General features: G+C 70.2%; 13 protein-coding genes and 2 pseudogenes. 8 read left to right on the top strand and 7 right to left on the bottom strand.

Annotation, left to right across the window (positions count from 1 at the left end):
• Positions 1 to 71: 71 nt before the first annotated feature.
• From ACZ4WH_RS11495 to ACZ4WH_RS11505, 3 genes and pseudogenes are all read right to left on the bottom strand, one after another.
• Positions 72 to 308 (bottom strand): annotated as a pseudogene (locus ACZ4WH_RS11495) (CBS domain-containing protein); the annotation flags it as partial.
• Positions 309 to 310: 2 nt separating this feature from the next.
• Positions 311 to 1,000: pseudogene (locus ACZ4WH_RS11500) on the bottom strand (DUF262 domain-containing protein); the annotation flags it as partial.
• Between the two features lie 170 nt (positions 1,001 to 1,170).
• A complete protein-coding gene (locus ACZ4WH_RS11505; protein WP_468179104.1) occupies positions 1,171 to 1,896 on the bottom strand; it encodes a DUF4839 domain-containing protein in 726 nt (241 codons plus the stop codon).
• 283 nt (positions 1,897 to 2,179) lie between these two features.
• On the opposite strand from ACZ4WH_RS11505, the gene brxD reads away from it, so the two are divergent.
• From brxD to ACZ4WH_RS11530, 5 genes are all read left to right on the top strand, one after another.
• Positions 2,180 to 3,529 (top strand): BREX system ATP-binding protein BrxD, encoded by a 1,350-nt coding sequence (brxD, locus tag ACZ4WH_RS11510; RefSeq protein ID WP_468179106.1) that lies wholly within the window; start codon positions 2,180 to 2,182, stop codon positions 3,527 to 3,529.
• Positions 3,529 to 5,727: a DEAD/DEAH box helicase gene (locus ACZ4WH_RS11515; RefSeq protein WP_468179108.1), complete on the top strand. Its 2,199-nt coding sequence runs from the start codon at positions 3,529 to 3,531 to the stop codon at positions 5,725 to 5,727. Before brxD ends, ACZ4WH_RS11515 begins: the two co-directional genes overlap by 1 nt.
• Before the next feature lie 201 nt (positions 5,728 to 5,928).
• Positions 5,929 to 6,948: a competence protein CoiA family protein gene (locus ACZ4WH_RS11520; protein WP_468179110.1), complete on the top strand. Its 1,020-nt coding sequence runs from the start codon at positions 5,929 to 5,931 to the stop codon at positions 6,946 to 6,948.
• Between the two features lie 79 nt (positions 6,949 to 7,027).
• On the top strand, positions 7,028 to 7,219 hold the full coding sequence (locus ACZ4WH_RS11525; protein WP_468179112.1) for a hypothetical protein: 192 nt from the start codon (positions 7,028 to 7,030) through the stop codon (positions 7,217 to 7,219).
• 159 nt (positions 7,220 to 7,378) lie between these two features.
• Positions 7,379 to 7,678: a hypothetical protein gene (locus ACZ4WH_RS11530; protein ID WP_468179114.1), complete on the top strand. Its 300-nt coding sequence runs from the start codon at positions 7,379 to 7,381 to the stop codon at positions 7,676 to 7,678.
• 23 nt (positions 7,679 to 7,701) lie between these two features.
• Here the strand turns inward: ACZ4WH_RS11530 and ACZ4WH_RS11535 are convergent, their stop codons facing one another.
• The 4 genes from ACZ4WH_RS11535 to ACZ4WH_RS11550 form a co-directional block, all read right to left on the bottom strand.
• Positions 7,702 to 8,361 (bottom strand): HD domain-containing protein, encoded by a 660-nt coding sequence (locus ACZ4WH_RS11535; RefSeq protein WP_468179116.1) that lies wholly within the window; start codon positions 8,359 to 8,361, stop codon positions 7,702 to 7,704.
• A 244-nt stretch (positions 8,362 to 8,605) separates the two neighbouring features.
• Positions 8,606 to 11,452, bottom strand: a complete 2,847-nt coding sequence (locus ACZ4WH_RS11540; protein ID WP_468179118.1) for an ABC transporter substrate-binding protein — start codon at positions 11,450 to 11,452, stop codon at positions 8,606 to 8,608.
• Positions 11,453 to 11,639: 187 nt separating this feature from the next.
• Complete coding sequence (locus tag ACZ4WH_RS11545) at positions 11,640 to 12,224, bottom strand: DUF6461 domain-containing protein (protein ID WP_468179120.1); 585 nt, start codon at positions 12,222 to 12,224, stop codon at positions 11,640 to 11,642.
• A gap of 118 nt (positions 12,225 to 12,342) precedes the next feature.
• Positions 12,343 to 13,107 carry a CDP-alcohol phosphatidyltransferase family protein gene (locus ACZ4WH_RS11550; RefSeq protein WP_468179122.1) on the bottom strand — a complete coding sequence of 255 codons (765 nt, stop codon included), beginning with the start codon at positions 13,105 to 13,107 and terminating at the stop codon, positions 12,343 to 12,345.
• Between the two features lie 107 nt (positions 13,108 to 13,214).
• Between ACZ4WH_RS11550 and ACZ4WH_RS11555 the strand changes: the two genes are divergently transcribed.
• The 3 genes from ACZ4WH_RS11555 to ACZ4WH_RS11565 all read left to right on the top strand — a co-directional run bounded on the left by ACZ4WH_RS11555 (position 13,215) and on the right by ACZ4WH_RS11565 (position 15,890).
• Positions 13,215 to 14,204 carry a zinc-dependent alcohol dehydrogenase gene (locus tag ACZ4WH_RS11555; RefSeq protein ID WP_468179124.1) on the top strand — a complete coding sequence of 330 codons (990 nt, stop codon included), beginning with the start codon at positions 13,215 to 13,217 and terminating at the stop codon, positions 14,202 to 14,204.
• A gap of 109 nt (positions 14,205 to 14,313) precedes the next feature.
• A complete protein-coding gene (locus ACZ4WH_RS11560; RefSeq protein ID WP_468179126.1) occupies positions 14,314 to 14,712 on the top strand; it encodes a 6-pyruvoyl trahydropterin synthase family protein in 399 nt (132 codons plus the stop codon).
• On the top strand, positions 14,709 to 15,890 hold the full coding sequence (locus ACZ4WH_RS11565; protein WP_468179128.1) for a glycosyltransferase family 4 protein: 1,182 nt from the start codon (positions 14,709 to 14,711) through the stop codon (positions 15,888 to 15,890). The genes ACZ4WH_RS11560 and ACZ4WH_RS11565 overlap by 4 nt, the downstream gene beginning before the upstream one ends.
• Positions 15,891 to 16,136 lie beyond the last annotated feature (246 nt).

Genomic DNA, 16,136 nt, shown 5'->3' on the forward strand with positions numbered 1-16,136 from the left:
GGGGGTCACTCGCGTAGGCGGTGAAGGCAGCCCAGTCCGCGTTGAGCGAGGAGCGGGCCCGTCCCGCCACCTCACGACGCGAATGCCCGTAGCACCTTCGCGAAGGTCGTCAGCTCGTCGATCATCTCCGATGGAAGCGGCTTCTCGTCGAAGTGGGCGATCCGGTTGCGGATGTCCTTCACCCGCTTCAGCAGGCCGATGAACTGCTCGCGGGGCATGTTGGGCCACTTCAACGCCTCCCAGTTGCGGTCGGCCTGCTCGGCGAGTGACTGCTTCGTCTGGTCTCCGTCCAGGAGCCTCAGGTAGTCGGGCAGACGGCATCCATGGAGGTGGAGGCGGCCAGCCGGATCATCGGCACCTGGAAGGCGCGGACCTGCTGGAGTACCGCCTCGTCGAACTGGCCCCACAGGTCCCAGTTCCGGTCCTCGTCGGCCTTGATGTACGCCTTCTTCCACTCGTTGACGCGCTGGGCGTCGAAGACGAAGTGGAGGGGGAAGAGACCGGCCGCGCACTCGGCCTCGGTGGTGCGAAGATCCAGCACCACGGTGCGGTTGAAGTCCGTCCGCAGCATCTTGTCGGCCGGGACGGACACGATGGCCTCATCCCGGTCCGCGGATGGCCCGACGGCCTTCGCGATGTCGACGTAGTACCACCGCTGGATGGGTTTGCCCCGGGAGTCCGCCGTCTCCACCGGGGCGTCCAGCCACAGGGACTGGAAGAGTGAGGTGAGGCGCTGCTGCCCGTCCAGCAGCAGGAGGTCGGCAGCCGGATCCCCGTCCGGCCGCGCGCCGGTGAGGGTCCGGGACCGGAACCGGGTGGCGCCGCCGGTCTGCAGCGTCATCACGACACCGAGAGGATAGTCGAGCGTGACCGTCGCGATGATCGCCCGGATCCGGTCGTCGTCCCACTTCCAGTTCCGCTGGAAGTCGGGCAGTTGTAAGGACCCGGAGGCGACATCCGCCAGTACGTCCTTGAGTTTCACGTTGTCGAGGGCCGCCATGTGACTCCACTTCCCGCCCTGTTGCCTGTACGGAGAGTGATTCCAGCAGTGCTCCTCGGTGACGGTCAAGCCGGTTCGCAGAGGAAGGTGCCGGGATCCCTATTCACGTCCCTGTCCGGCGCTCCATGGGCCAGTCCGGCCAGGCCTGCGGGTGCGATTGCCCCTCCAGGTCACCGGGTTTCCGTCGAGATCGGGTCGAGGAAGAAGAGGCACTGGTCGGCGTTGAACTCTCCCACCTTGGCGACGAAGCGAAACTTGTCGCCTGTGCCCACGGTGGCGGGGATCTTCTTGCCGGTCAGCTTCAGATCGGAGATGTTGACGTCCTCGTACTTGAAGGCCGGGCCGGCCGTCGTGTTCGGTCCCTTGTCGCCGGGGCCCAGGAGGAAGTCGTAGCGGGTGTCGTAGTCACCGTAGGGTGCCATGTTCACGATGGAGCCGTTGAACGCGATGGTCCGGCCCTTGTGCCTGGTCGCAAAGTCCAGATTCCCGTCATCGCAAGAGTCCGCTTTCAGTAGGGCTGCGAACTTCGGATCGTTCTGGGGCGTAGTCACCTCGTCGGCAGCTGACTTGGTCACGGCCGGAGCCGGCTCAGCGGAAGGCCCTGCACCCGCAGCAGCCGTCGTCTTGTCTGCCTCGTCCTTTTTCTCGTCTCCGTCGCTGAGGGCTGAGGCAACGCCGATGACGATGGCCAGGATCGCGAGGACGGCGGCTGCCGTGCCGATCAGGAGCCATGGCTGCGGCTTCTTCGGCCGACGGAAGCTGAGGGTGGAGCGGAGCTTGCCCTGCGCCTGCTCCACGAGCTCCCAGCCGTCCTTCTGCATCTTCGAGATCACCAAGCTGTCTGTGCCACGGACTGTCTGCACGGTCTTGTACTCGTACTTGATCTCATCGGCCATGCGGCTCCGCCCCCTGAATCCATCTCATACGAATTGCCTCGCGAGCATAGGGGACCCCGCGACTACCGCGCGGAGTGCCGATGCGCCGCCGGTGTCACGTCGACAGGAGGGACGGGGCGCGCCACGACGGAGAGCGAATGTCGAGCGTTGCCACCTGGGTGACCAACGTGGAGCCCCCGAGGTCGCGAACGGCCTCGGGGTGAGACCTGCCTCTTGCCTACGAACCGGACATCGTGATTCATCGCCGAAGCCTGGCGCACGGGAAGATGAAACACTGGTCCCCGTGAGCACCACCGGATCCAAGCGCCCCGCCCAGGTCAGCGCCGCCCGCCGCCGTTCCGTCATCGACGCCCTGCGCCGCGGGGCCGTACCTGAGAGCGGGCTCGATCTGCTCGCCACCGGCCTTGACCGGTACGAGGCGGCCCTCGACGCGGAACTCGACGCCGTCGCCTCCGGCGGGTCCGTGTTCAAGGCCGTGCGCGGTGAGTACGGGTCCGGTAAGACCTTCTTCACCCGCTGGCTGGGGGAGCGAGCCAAACGGCGCAACTTCGCCGTGGCCGAGATCCAGATCTCCGAGAACGAGACACCGCTGCACAAGCTGGAGACCGTCTACCGGAGGCTCACGGAACGGCTCACCACGTCGAGCTTCCCGCCCAGTGCTCTGCGCCCGGTGGTCGACGCCTGGTTCTACGCCCTGGAGGAGGACGCCCTCGCGGCCGGCGCGACCGAGGAGGAGCTGCCAGGCGAGGTGGAGAAGCTGCTCGTCGCACGGCTCGTCGAAGTGTCCCGGCACGCGCCGTCCTTCGCCACCGCCCTGCGCGGCTACCGGGCGGCCCTCGCCGACGGCGACGAGGCGACCGCCGCTGCCGTGCTGGCGTGGCTCGGCGGCCAGCCGCATGTGGCCGCTGCCGCGCGTCGGTCGGCCGGGGTGCGTGGGGACCTGGACCACTTCGGCGCCCTCGGCTTCCTGCAAGGCATGCTCACCGTGCTGCGCGACTCCGGGCATACCGGGCTCTTCGTCGTCCTCGATGAAGTGGAGACGCTCCAGCGGGTCCGCTCCGACGCCCGCGACAAGGCGCTCAACGCGCTGCGGCAGCTCATCGACGAGGTGCACTCCGGCCGCTTCCCCAGCCTGTACCTCGTCATCACCGGCACGCCGGCCTTCTATGACGGCCAGCAGGGCGTCCAACGCCTGGCTCCGCTCGCCCAGCGCCTTGCCACCGACTTCACCACCGATCCCCGCTTCGACAACCCCCGCGCGGTGCAGATACGACTGCCCGGCTTCACCCAGGAGTCCCTCGTAGACCTCGGCGTCACCATCCGGGACCTCTACGCGGACGCCGCCACCTCGCCCGAGCGCGTACGGACGGTTGTCGACGACGCCTACGTCGCGGACCTGGCACGGGCCGTCGGCGGGGCGCTGGGCGGAAAGGTGGGTGTAGCACCCCGGCTGTTCCTGAAGAAGCTCGTCGGGGACGTGCTCGACCGCGTGGACCAGTTCGACGACTTCGACCCTCGACAGCACTACAAGCTGACCGTCGCGAGCAGCGAGCTCACCGACGTGGAGCGGAACCTGGCCGCCACGGCCACCGGCGGTTCGGCGTCTGCCGACGACATCGACCTGGAGCTGTGATGGCGGACATGGACAGCCCGGATGCGGCGGGGCCTACCAGGGAAGGGGCCGACGTACTCGATCAGCTCGATCCCGTCGTCCTGCACCACATCGTCAACACTCTCGGCTGGCCCGACCTGCGCCCCCTTCAGCGTGCGGCGATCACCCCGCTCATGCAGGGGGAGGACGCCGTACTGCTGGCGCCGACGGCCGGCGGCAAGACCGAGGCGGCCTGCTTCCCCCTGCTCTCGGCGATGGCCGAACAGCAGTGGACCGGCACCTCGGTGCTGTACCTGTGCCCTCTCAAGGCGCTCCTCAACAACCTGGTCGGCCGCGTCGACACCTATGCCCAGTGGCTGGGGCGGCGCGCCGCCCTGTGGCACGGCGACACCAAGGAGTCCCAACGGCAGCGCATCCGCAGCGAGGCGCCGGACATCCTGCTGACCACCCCTGAGTCACTCGAAGCGATGCTGATCGGCGTCAAGACCGACCACGCGCGTCTGTTGGGAAGCGTGCGCGCTGTCGTCGTCGACGAAGTGCACGCCTTCGCGGGTGACGACCGGGGCTGGCACCTGCTCGCCGTACTTGAACGGCTGGAGCGGGTCACCGGCCACGCCATCCAGCGTGTCGGCCTGTCGGCGACTGTCGGCAACCCGGAGCATCTGCTGCATTGGCTGCAAGGAGCCAGAGCCGGGAGTCGCACCGGGCAGGTCGTCGCACCGGGCGCCCACCTGCCCGCCGTCGGTGCTGCCAGACATGGGGAACAGGCCGCCGAGGGCCCGTCTCACAGGCCGGCAGGCGAGGTGGAACTTGACTACGTGGGCTCGCTCGACAACGCCGCCAAGCTCATCGCCGCCCTGCACCGGGGGGAGAAACGTCTCGTCTTCTGCGACTCGCGCCGCCAGGTGGAGGAGCTGGGGGCCGCGCTCCGGGCCCGCGAGGTGACCGTCTTCCTGTCCCATGCCTCCCTTTCCGTCGACGAACGGATCCGCTCGGAGCAGGCCTTCGCCGAAGCCCGCGACTGCGTCATCGTGTCCACCTCAACCCTGGAACTCGGCATCGACGTCGGTGATCTGGACCGAGTCATCCAGATCGACTCACCGTCCTCCGTTGCCTCGTTCCTCCAGCGCATCGGCCGCACCGGCCGGCGCCTCGGCACCGTACGCAACTGTCTGTTCCTGACCACCCGCAAGGACACGTTGCTGCAGGCGTCCGGTCTGCTGCTGCTGTGGGCACGCGGCTGGGTGGAGCCGGTCCTGCCGCCACCCGAGCCGCGCCACCTGGTCGCTCAACAACTCCTTGCCGTCACGCTGCAACAGCACAAGCTCGGCGACCAGTTGTGGGACGGGCAGTGGAACGGCCTCTCGCCCTTCGACCGATCCGCCGCACCCATCCTGCGCTTCCTCACAGAGGAAGGCTTCCTGGACAACGACGGCGGGATGCTGTTCGTGGGACCAGAGGCGGAACGCCGCTTCGGCAAGCGGCACTTCATTGAGCTCACCGCCTCCTTCACGGCGCCGCCGCAGTTCACCGTCCTGTCCGGCCGTACGGAGATCGGCCGCACCGACCCGAGCGTGCTCACCGAGGAACGCCCCGGCCCGCGACGGCTGCTGCTCGGCGGACGCAGCTGGCAGGTCACCTACATCGACTGGCTGCGCAAACGTGTCTTCGTCGAACCTGCCGACGGCGGCGGCATCGCCAAGTGGATGAACGGCGGAGTCGTCGGGCTGTCCTATGCCCTCACGCGTGCCATGCGCGAGGTGCTGCTCGGCGAGGACCCGCCCGTGTCGCTCACTCGCCGCGCCGAGGCATGCCTGGCCGAGCAGCGCGAGAGCGACGGGCCCGGCACCGTGCATCCGGGCGGCACACTGATCACACACGCGGGCGCCGACATCCGCTGGTGGACCTGGGCCGGCTACCGTGCCAACGCCACCCTCGCCGCCACGCTTCAGTCGGTCACGGACCCCCTGCAACGTCCCACCGACTGCTGGCTCCGTCTGCGCGAAGACATCACCCCAACCGAGTGGCACGCGGCTCGTGCGAACGTCGGGGGGAGCCTCGTCCTGCCCGACGTGGACCGTCGAGCCGTGCGCGGTCTGAAGTTCTCCACCGCTCTTCCAGAACGCCTTGCGGTTGCCACGGTCGCGGCGCGACTGGCGGACTTCGACGGTGCGCGCGCCGTGCTCGATGAGCCTGTGCGACTGCAGCACAGCCGTTGACCGGTTGCACCACCCGCCATCGACGTGATCCGCAAGGGGATGCGACAATTCCCTACGAGTGACCTCAAGACGGCACCGGCACAGTGCCGGCGGTACAGGATGTCCGCGGCCCCCATGCGGTGACGGGCCGCACGTTGCTCGATCATTGTTCGGTCGCACTCGACTTCGAGGCTTCACACGCGCAGCAAGGAGGTGGCCTCGATGACTCCGGCCATCTTTGGGTTCGATGAAGAGGACACCCGTAACGTACAGACTGCCGTACGAGACGGTCCTGATGGTGACATCCCTCAGCTTCTCCCCTTCGAGAAACAGGCCGCGAACCAACTTCGTGAGAAGTACGGTTCCAATGCCTTCATCTGTGGTGTTCTCCTCGGAGGATGGGGCAAACTGCTCACTCTGCGCGCTTGCGACGACAAGAAGTCGCACTTCGCCCACAGGCCGCCGGTCCGATGCAATCGCACCGCACGCGGCGAAAGCAGCGCCCACCATCTCTACATCCTTGAGGCACTCAGTACATGGCTGCGCAGACAGGGCCAGCCCAGCATCACCGTGCAGTACGTGAAGCAGAAGAACGCTCGCAGCGACGCCATCGAGATTCGCTTTGGATCGAAGAAAAAGCGCCGCATGATCCACGTGCAGATGGCCTGGCGCTCGTTCAGGCAGTGGCAGGCCGACGGGGAACACCTCGCCACCCCGGCGGGTAAATCGCCCACCGTGCGCATGTACGGGCCGGACAGTCAGCTCGCCCCATACGAACTTGAGGCCAGCGGATACGCCTTGCGCTCTCGATGCGAGACCGCGAACGGCACCCGCGTTGTCCAAATCGGAACGCACCTCCCCGGCCATCAGGTTGAGTGGACCACGCTCGTTCAGTGCCGCCTCGTCCATGCCGGAATCGTGGACGCGCGGCCCATCGGGTCAGTACTGTTCCGCGCCCGGCTGTCCCTGCCGACCTCGGCCGTGGCCCCGAACCCCCACCACGTGTACGCGCTGACCGAACGAGCCGCAGTACTCAGGGCCCGCAGGGCAGTGACCCGACGTCATCGTGGGCCCTGCGGGCCGAGGGGTTCGTCCGTATCCCTGCCAAGAAGGCGGCGGAATGGGAGCTGCTCGAGCAAACGGCGGTTTCCGTTGCTGCTCGGGTGCAGGTGGGCCTCCCTGTGTCTTTCGCCGACCGGGTACGGACTGTCCTCCAGGACACGGCACGTACCGGAACCGTGATCACCTGGAGTGATCTGCGGCAACGGACAGGCGGTGAGCTGCCTGATCTCATTCGGACAACCTGAGGGAACTCCTCGTGATGGTCGACCACGACACACCCGCGGACGAGTCACCGCTGTCCACGCTGGTCGCCGGTGCCGACTTGTCACCGCAGGTCCTCTACTCCCGTATCAGCGACAGTCGCGGCTGGAAGCGTGTACCGGATGCGTCCCTCGCTATGCACTGGCGGATGGATGTCTTCCGGCTCCACCAGCTCTGGCGTCACCGCTGATCCCGTTCATGTCTCAGGCTTTCCCGCTCCAAGGAGTTCATCGTGCCGCCCCGCTTTCAGACCGCGCGCTTTCACGTCCAGACAGGCCCCAACTCACTCTTCACGCGAGTCCGCCACATCCTGAGCGAACCGGTACAGCTGAGGGCGCACGGCACACACGTGACCAAACGGCTCCGAGAGCGAGATGCGCCCCTGCAGACCTTGACACGCTTCGATCCAGGAAGCTGGGAGTTGGTCTCGGCAGAGGTGCGCACGGACACCGGGAAATGGGTGAAGTCGACCTGGCGGGTGCGGGCGGATGAGCGGCACTGGTGGGTGGTGATCGGACTGGGCAATGCGCTCGTCACCGTGATTGACGTCGATCCGTATCGTCGGGGTATGGGTGAGGGCGTCATCACCGGAGGCCCCCTGTACGCACGTGTCGACGCCGTCAACGCGGAGCTGATGCGTGGCAAGTAGAAGCGGCCCGGCAGTCGCCGTTCCTAGCGAGTACCGGCTGGGCCTCCAGCGGCACCGCGCGGTAGCACGGCCATACCCGGTCGGGCGCCGGCGGACGCGCCACCGCACGGCACCGGCCCCGAAAGGTCCGGTTCGCCGAACTCCGCGCGCAGGGCCTGGAACGCGGTGACCTTGGCCTCGCCGAAGCGGCGGACGTGGGTGGCGTACTCGTCGGCGGTGAGGAACGCTGTCGGGCGGGACTTGGTGTGGAACTTGTCCGCGTACATCACCAGCCGCTCCTCCTGAGTCACCGCCAGGTAGTCGGCGGGGGGCAGGGGGAGGTCCTGGCTCAGGACGTCGTGCCGGGTGAGGCCGACTCCGGTGTGGTGGGAGCAGAACCGGCGCAGCGCCTCGGGGAAGCCCTCTTGCTCCAGGATCTCGTGGCCGAGCAGTCCGTGCCGGATGTACTGCGTGTGGTCCAGCCGGTCGTCGGCGTCGTAGAGGCGGTAGACGCCGATGTCGTGCAGGAGGCAGCCGGCGCGGACCAGCTCCGCGTCGAGGTGGCGCAGGCGCGGCGCGGACAGGAGCTGCTCGGCGATGCTCCAGACGATCTCGCAGTGCGTGTGGACGAGGGCGAACGCCTCGGCGGTGGGCGCGTACTTCTCGTGCAGCGCACGGATCTCGTCGGGTGCCGGAATGCTCATCCGGCGAGCGTAACAATCCCTGTGAAGCCGTCCGCCCGGTCCTCCCAGATCCGCCCGGGTCCTCCCCGGTCCAGCCCGCTCCGGCCCGGCCCGGCCCGGTCCAGCTCGGCTCGGCCCGGCTCGGCTCGGCCCGGTCCAGCCCGGCCCGGTCCAGCTCGGCTCGGCTCGGCTCGGCCCGGCCCTGCTCGGTCCGCCCCGTCCTCTCGGCTCCTCCCCGGACCGGTCCGGCCCGGTCCGGTTCCGGTCATTCGATCGAGCACTCCTTCACACTGAGCGGTTCGGTGCTGCCGGCCGGTCTGCTGCACAGCACCTTCGTCTCCGAGACGCCCTGAGGGGTCCTGCGGACCTGCTTGATCACGATGCTGTGGCCGCGCCGTTCGCCGTACAGCGGCGCGTGGGTGAAGTCGATCGTCCCGGTGGCCATCCCGTCGAGCTTCACACCCCTGAGGTTCACCCAGGTCGCCGCGCGGCTCTGGCGCACGTCACCGAGGCTGGCCGCCCAGTACAGCGCGCGCGTGGCGTCGTGGGCGAGGGCCGTCTGGCCGCTGGCGAAGTCGTCGGCGTCGTACGTGGCCTCCTTGCCCGCCAGCCAGGGGAAGTACTTGGCGGCGTCCTCGTAGAAGGCGGTCGTGGACGCGGCTTCCCTCAGTTCGGCCAGGGCGGCGTGGTAGAGCGTTATCCGCGGGGCCACGCCGTCACGGCCGCCCGCGCCGGAGAACCTGGCCTTGCTCAGGTCGTCGCCGGTGAGGATGGAGATCTCCCGGTTCGCGCAGCCCGGTTCGGTGCCCAGCTGGGTCATCAGCGGACCGATGTCCTCGACCCGTCCGGCGAAGTAGATCACCGAGGGCACGTTCCCCGCCCGGCAGATGCTCTCAGCGCGCTGCCTCAGTTCGGGCTTGCCGTTCGCCACCCGGTAGCGCTGCTCGGGCAGCATCCGGAACCGTTCCTTGAGCAGCATCTTCCCGCCGTAGGACGCCTGTTCGCTGGTGTAGCGGTCCTGCGAATCCTTGGTGTCGCGGGCCAGCACCAGCGCGTACGGGTCCTTCTCCCGGGCGCGTAGCTGCCGGGCGACGAAGCCGAGGGCTTCCGCCTGGTGCTCGTCGGGAGCCGCGAGGCTGAACCAGTTGGAGAACTGCTTCGGCAGATAGGACGCCGAGTTGGTGCCGGAGACGATGGGCAGTCCCACCGCGTGGAGGCGGCGCGTGACGTAGGGGCTGCTCTGGAGGTCACGTCCGAAGCCGACCACGCCGACGACGGTCGGGTCGCGGTCGGCGTACTCGGCGATCGCGTCCGCCACCAGGCGCTGCTGCCCCATGTCCACACCCGCGTTGGCGAGCAGCACCCGGAGTTTCACCGTGTAGTTCTCGTTGACCACGCGCTGGGCGAGGTAGACGCCGGCCAGCTCCTCGGCGCCCTTGACCAGGGAGGAGTCCGTCGGCGAGGAGCTGAGCGGTCCCGCGTACACCACGGTGACGTACGTGCCGGGGTGGTGGTGCACCACGTCGGCGTTCTCGGCGCGCACCAGGTCCTCCAGCTCGCGCAGCCTCTTGCCCTCCCCGTCTGCTCCGCCCGGGAGGTACGCGCCGAACCTGACGTCTCCTGTGGATATGCCGACGCACTCCGTTCCGCCGCCGGGCGCGGGACGCCGCACGGTGTCGCGGTCGGCGCTCAGCAGGCCCGCCGAGCAGTACGCACGGTGCAGTTCGAGGGAGTGGACGACACCCGCGGTGACGATGAGGACGAGGACGAGCAGCAGGCTGTACGCCGACCACACCACGCGGGCGACGGGCGGCCGGTGCCTGGCCCGCACGCACCGCCAGTCCGCCTGCCGCAGCTGCACCAGCTCGTCGCGGGGCAGCGGCACCCTGAGCACCCAGGGCAGGGCGTTCGTCCGGCTCGGCGACTGGTCGGCCCGGAGGTTCCCGGCCCACTCGTCGTACCAGTGCCGCAAGCGCTGCTGGAGGCGCCAGGGCGGGGGCTGCGGCAGGCCGGCCGGTGGTTCCGTGTCCGTGCCGCGGTCGAGCAGCGCCGCGTCGCCCGCCGCCACGCCCGCCACGATGAGCAGCGGGTCCAGCTCACTGCGCCGGCTGCGGACGTCGCTTACCGCCCTGATCAGTTCGACGCCGCCGTTCTCCCGGCTGATCCGGCGCAGGAACAGCACCGGCGGACGCGTCCGCTTGAACCCCCGCAGGTCCCAGCTGCCGCGCCGGTGGTTGTCCCGCAGATCCTCGAACAGCGCCAGGACGTACAGCTGGAGCGGGAACGGGCCGCCCTCCCGCATCGCCTCGGTCACGTCGTAGGTGCGGGCCGCTATGGCCCTCCAGGAGCGGACGGGCCGCAGCAGCCGCACGCTGGTCGACCGGCGGCGGGCGGCGGACTGGAGGAACGTCGTGGTCAGGAACCACCGGCTCTCCCTGCGCAGCCACAGGAAGAGGGGAGCGCGTCCCGGGACGTGGTTGAGGCCGGCGAGCAGGATCATCAGTCCGATGCCCGCCAGGACGGCGACGTACCACTCGGGGCGGGTGAGCAGCGCGGTGAACGCGCCCAGGACGCCCATGGGCAGGAACTGCTGCACGTCGTTGAGGAGCAGCTGCCGGTGCCGGCGCGCGGGTCTGCGGGGCCGCCAGCGCTGCCGGGCCAGGATGCGCAGCAGGTGCGTCTGGGCCTGCTCCCGCTGCGCGTTGCCGTCCGGTGTGCCGGCGGGGGCGGTCGGCCAGTGCTCGCGCATCTCCGGGTCCTCGGTGGCTTCCTGGAGGGCGCGGACGAGGTTGAGGCGGGGAAAGGCGTAGGGCCGGTAGGCGGCGGACCGGCCGCCCCACTTCCTGGAGTCGCCGAGGTCCCACAGGAGCCGCGTGGCCCTGGCCAGGGGGTCGACGTCCCCCGGCTGCGGCTCGGTCGGGGCGACGGCCAGGCGCGTCCCGTGGCGCTGCTGGCCTTCGCGCAACTCGTCGACGAGTTCGGTGACGCGGTCGTCGTCCGCCGGGTCCTCGGCGTGCAGCACGATGACCGGCATCGGGCGATCGCTGGTCCGGAAGTCCTGGATCAGGGACTCCAGCTGCCGCTGGACGTCGATTCCGGCCTCGGTCGACATGCCCGGGTGATCACCCGGGCAGTCCTGAGGGAAGCCGTGATCACGGCCGTGCATGGACACCCCCCGTGGTCTGAAGACACATGTGTCACAAGCGATTCCGAGGATATCGCCCGGCAGTGACAACCGCTCCCGACCGAACACCACTCCGACGGCGGCACGGTGGGGCCGTCGCCCGGGACGGGTGCGTTCACTCCGGCAGGCGGCGCAGCCTGCCGCTCCAGCGCGCCTCGTCGCCCGGCGCCGTCAAGCCGATGCCGAAGGCGGTCTCCAGCAGTGCCAGGACCCCGTGGGCTGGGGCGACTCGGCCGCGGACGAGTCCCAGCGGCCTCATGAGCTCGTTGAGCCTCGTCGGGTCCTGCCCGGTCGGCTCGATCGCCTGAAGGGTGTGGAAGTCGACGACGACGCTGCCCCCGACCGCGTACTTGAACCAGTGCATCGGCTTCTCGTTGTGGTGGAGCACGACGGCCTCGGTGCCTGCGGATACGGCGCTCAGGGTCCGCGCGTCGAGTCCGTGCACTCCGCCTTGCTCCCATGCCCACGCCCACGGGCCGTCGACACCGGCGACGACGACCGGTTCGTCCTCGTCGAAGAGGTCGTCACCCAGGTCGTCCGTCAGGTCGGTCGCGGGGCGGAACCCGAGGGTCTCCGTGTCCACCCCCATGCGGATCAGCAGCTCGGCAGGGGACAGGTCCCGTGCGAAGGTCAGGGTGTACAAGGGGAAGTCGCCGTCCCGGAACATGTCCAGGCCGCGGCCCCTACCTGTGCTCGTCATGCTGCGGATGCTGCCACGCCCCACCGACATCCCGCCGGGGCCGGCGCACCCGGTCACCTCTCGTGGACTCCGGCGAGCGGAGCCGAACGACGGTGCCGGAGGGTTCTGCCGGGCGCCGTCAGCGGCCCGACGGCACCAGTTCCCGCACCTGCCGCGCCGGCGCCGGGCGCACGACCCGCGACGTGCGCCACAGCCACACCACATCCCGCCCGAACGACCACACCAGCGACCCCAGCGCCAGCAGCACGATCGCCAGGTTCGCCGGGTGGGGCAGCAGGTTCGCGCCTGCGACGAGGAGGCAGATGCCCTGGGTCGCCGCCACGGTCTTGCGGGCGAAGGACGGCGGCAGCGGGGCGGTGAGCCAGGGCGCGAGACGGGCCGCGGCGACGAACGCGTAGCGCATGCCCCCGATCAGGAGGACCCACGGTCCGAGCTGCGCCGACACGTACACGCTCAGGACCAGGATCAGGAACGCGTCGACCTCCATGTCGAACCGCGCGCCGAGCGCGGAGGAGGTACCGGTACGGCGGGCGACCTTGCCGTCCACGCCGTCCAGGAGCAGGGCCACGGCGGTCAGCGCGACCAGCAGCGTCACCGGCGGCGCGCTCTCGAAGGAGTCCGCGACCAGCGCGGTCACCCCGCCGACCAGCGTGGACCGGCCGAGCGTGACCCGGTTCGCGGGGCCGAAGGAGCGCAGCCGGGAGCGGTGCAGGGCACGGGAGAGGACCGCCCAGGTGGCGAACGCGAAGGCGAGCCCCGTCAGCCAGCCGGCCGGCCCCATGCCGATCGCCGAGCCGAGCAGAGCCAGCAGCAGGATCTGCACACCCGCTCCCACAGCGGTCTCCTGCTGGAGCCTCGCGTCATACGTGTTGTTCAGGGCCACCGCACACCCTCCGGCCGAGTGACAGAGTCGATCAACGCCGCGTACTGTGCGCGGCCTGTGCACAACTCGGTACGTGAACAACTTCCCGATCGTTCAGGAGGATGCCGATGAACCGCTCGGCCCGCGCGTTCTGGCTCCGCTCGCCCGGCCACGGAGAGCTGCGTGACGTCACCCTGGCGGAGCCCGCCGAGGACGAGGTCCTGGTGCGTGCCCTGTACTCCGGAGTCAGCCGGGGCACGGAGACGCTCGTCTTCCGGGGCGGGGTGCCGGAGAGCCAACACGCCGTGATGCGGGCACCGTTCCAGGAGGGCGACTTCCCGGGCCCGGTGAAGTACGGCTACCTGAGCGTCGGCGTGGTGGAGGCGGGCCCGGCTGCGCTGATCGGCCGTACGGTCTTCTGTCTGTATCCGCACCAGAGCCGTTACGTCGTTCCGGTGAGCGCCGTCACCGTGGTGCCCGAGCGGGTGCCCGCCGGGCGGGCCGTGCTCGCCGGGACCGTCGAGACCGCCGTGAACGCCCTGTGGGACGCGACGCCGCTGCTCGGCGACCGGATCGCGGTGGTCGGCGGCGGCATGGTCGGCTGCGCGGTCGCCGCGCTGCTCGCCCGCTTCCCCGGCGTCCGCCTCCAGTTGGTCGACGCCGACCCGGCCCGCGCCAAGACCGCCGAGGCGCTCGGCGTCGACTTCGCCGCACCGGCCGACGCCCTCGGCGACTGCGACCTCGTCGTCCACGCCAGCGCCACCGAGGCCGGCCTCACCCGGGCCCTGCAACTCCTCGCCCCGGAGGGCACGGTCGTGGAACTGAGCTGGTACGGCGACCGGCGCGTGGCCCTGCCGCTCGGCGAGGCCTTCCACTCCCGACGGCTCACCGTGCGCAGCAGCCAGGTCGGCACCGTCTCCCCGGCCGCCCGGTCCGGCCGTACCTACGCCGACCGGATGGCGCTCGCCCTCGACCTGCTCGCCGACCCGGCGCTGGACGCGCTCATCACCGGGGAGAGCGCTTTCGAGGAACTCCCGCAGGTGATGCCCCGGCTGGCGTCCGGCGAGATCCCCGCCCTGTGCCACCGGGTCCGGTACGCGGAGACCGGCCTGACCTGAGAAAAGAGTGAGGAACGGCTGAACACGGGGAAGCGAAGAGCCGTACTACACGGCATCCCCCGACGGGCAAGGCGGGGGACCAGACGCGCCGCACCTGGAGGGTCGTCCGTTGTTCAGCATCACCGTCCGCGATCACATCATGATCGCCCACAGCTTCCGCGGCGAGGTCTTCGGACCCGCGCAGCGCCTGCACGGCGCCACGTTCCTCGTGGACGCGACGTTCCGCCGCGAGCAGCTGGACGAGGACAACATCGTGGTCGACATCGGCCTGGCCACGCAGGAACTGCGCACCATCACGGCCGAGCTGAACTACCGAAACCTGGACGACGAGCCCGACTTCGCCGGCATCAACACCTCCACCGAGTTCCTGGCGAAGGTCGTCGCCGACCGGCTCGCCGAGCGGATCGCGAAGGGCGCGCTGGGCGAGGGCGCCAAGGGTCTCACCGGGATCGCCGTCACGCTCCACGAGTCGCACATCGCCTGGGCGAGTTACGAGCGTGGCCTGTGACCGACCTGACCGTGGAGCGGGCCCGCCTCGCGTACGTGCCCGCGCAGCCCACCGCCGCCCCGAACGCCGGAATCATCCCCATGTCCCTGCGCAGTGTGCACTTCGTGATGCCGGGCGGCGTCGACGACCCGGCCGCGCCCAGCGGCGGCAACGCCTACGACCGCCGGGTCTGCCTGGACCTGCCCGGCTTCGGCTGGCAGGTCACCCGGCACGCCGTACCCGGCACCTGGCCGCGCCCGGACGCCGCCGCCCGCGAAGCGCTCGCCCGCACGCTCCGGAACCTCCCGGACGACTCCGTCGTCCTCCTCGACGGCATCGTGGCCTGCGGAGTCCCGGAGACCGTCGTCCCCGAGGCCGAGCGGTTGCGGCTCGCGGTCCTCGTCCATCTGCCGCTCGGCGACGAGACCGGCCTGGACCCGGACGTCGCCACCGACCTGGACGCGCGCGAGCGGGCGGTGCTGCGGGCGGCGCCCGCGGTGATCGCCACCAGCGACTGGGCGGTCCGCCGGCTCGTCTCCCACCACGGACTCGCCCCCGAGCGGGTGCACGTGGCCGCGCCCGGCGCGGACATCGCGCCCCTCGCGCCCGGCACCGACGGCGTCTCCCGGCTGCTGTGCGTGGCCGCCGTGACCCCGCGCAAGGGGCAGCACCGGCTGGTGGAGGCGCTCGCGGCGGTCCGGGACCTGCCGTGGACCTGCGAGTGCGTCGGCGGCCTCGGCCACGACCCCCAGTACGTGGCCCACCTGCGGGAGCTGATCGCCCGGTACGGCCTCACCGACCGCCTGCACCTCACAGGCCCCCGCTCCGGCGCCGACCTCGACGCCTCCTACGCCGCCGCCGACCTGATGGTCCTCACCTCCTACGCCGAGACCTACGGCATGGCGGTCACCGAGGCCCTCGCCCGGGGCATCCCGGTCCTCGCCACCGACGTCGGCGGCCTGCCCGAGGCGGTCGGCCGCGCCCCGGACGGCGGGGTGCCCGGCATCCTCGTCCCGCCGGAGGACCCCGCCGCGCTCGCCGCCGAACTGCGCGGCTGGTTCGGCGAACCCGACGTACGCCGCCGCCTCAAGGCCGCGGCCCGCAGCCGCCGCGCCGCCCTGGACGGCTGGGCGACCACCGCCCGCAGTTTGGCGGCGGTCCTCGGCCGGCTCCCGGAAACACCGAGGAGGACGGCGTGAGCGGATACGGGGACGTGGGCGGTGAGGTAGTGCCGGTGCGGTGGGAGGCCGGTGAGGCGGTGCCGATCCGGTCGGGTCCGGACGGGCTGATTCCGGCTCAGCCCGGGCCCAAGGCGGGCGAGTCCGTGCGGAGTGTCGCGCGTGCGCGGAGCGAGGAGGTACCGGTCGTGGAGATCGGGGGCATAGGAGCGGACGCGGAGGCGGTCGGCGCGGAGGCCGGTGCCGGGGGTTCCTCCGGGGCGCGGG

Source organism: Streptomyces sp. NPDC029138 (assembly GCF_055564375.1).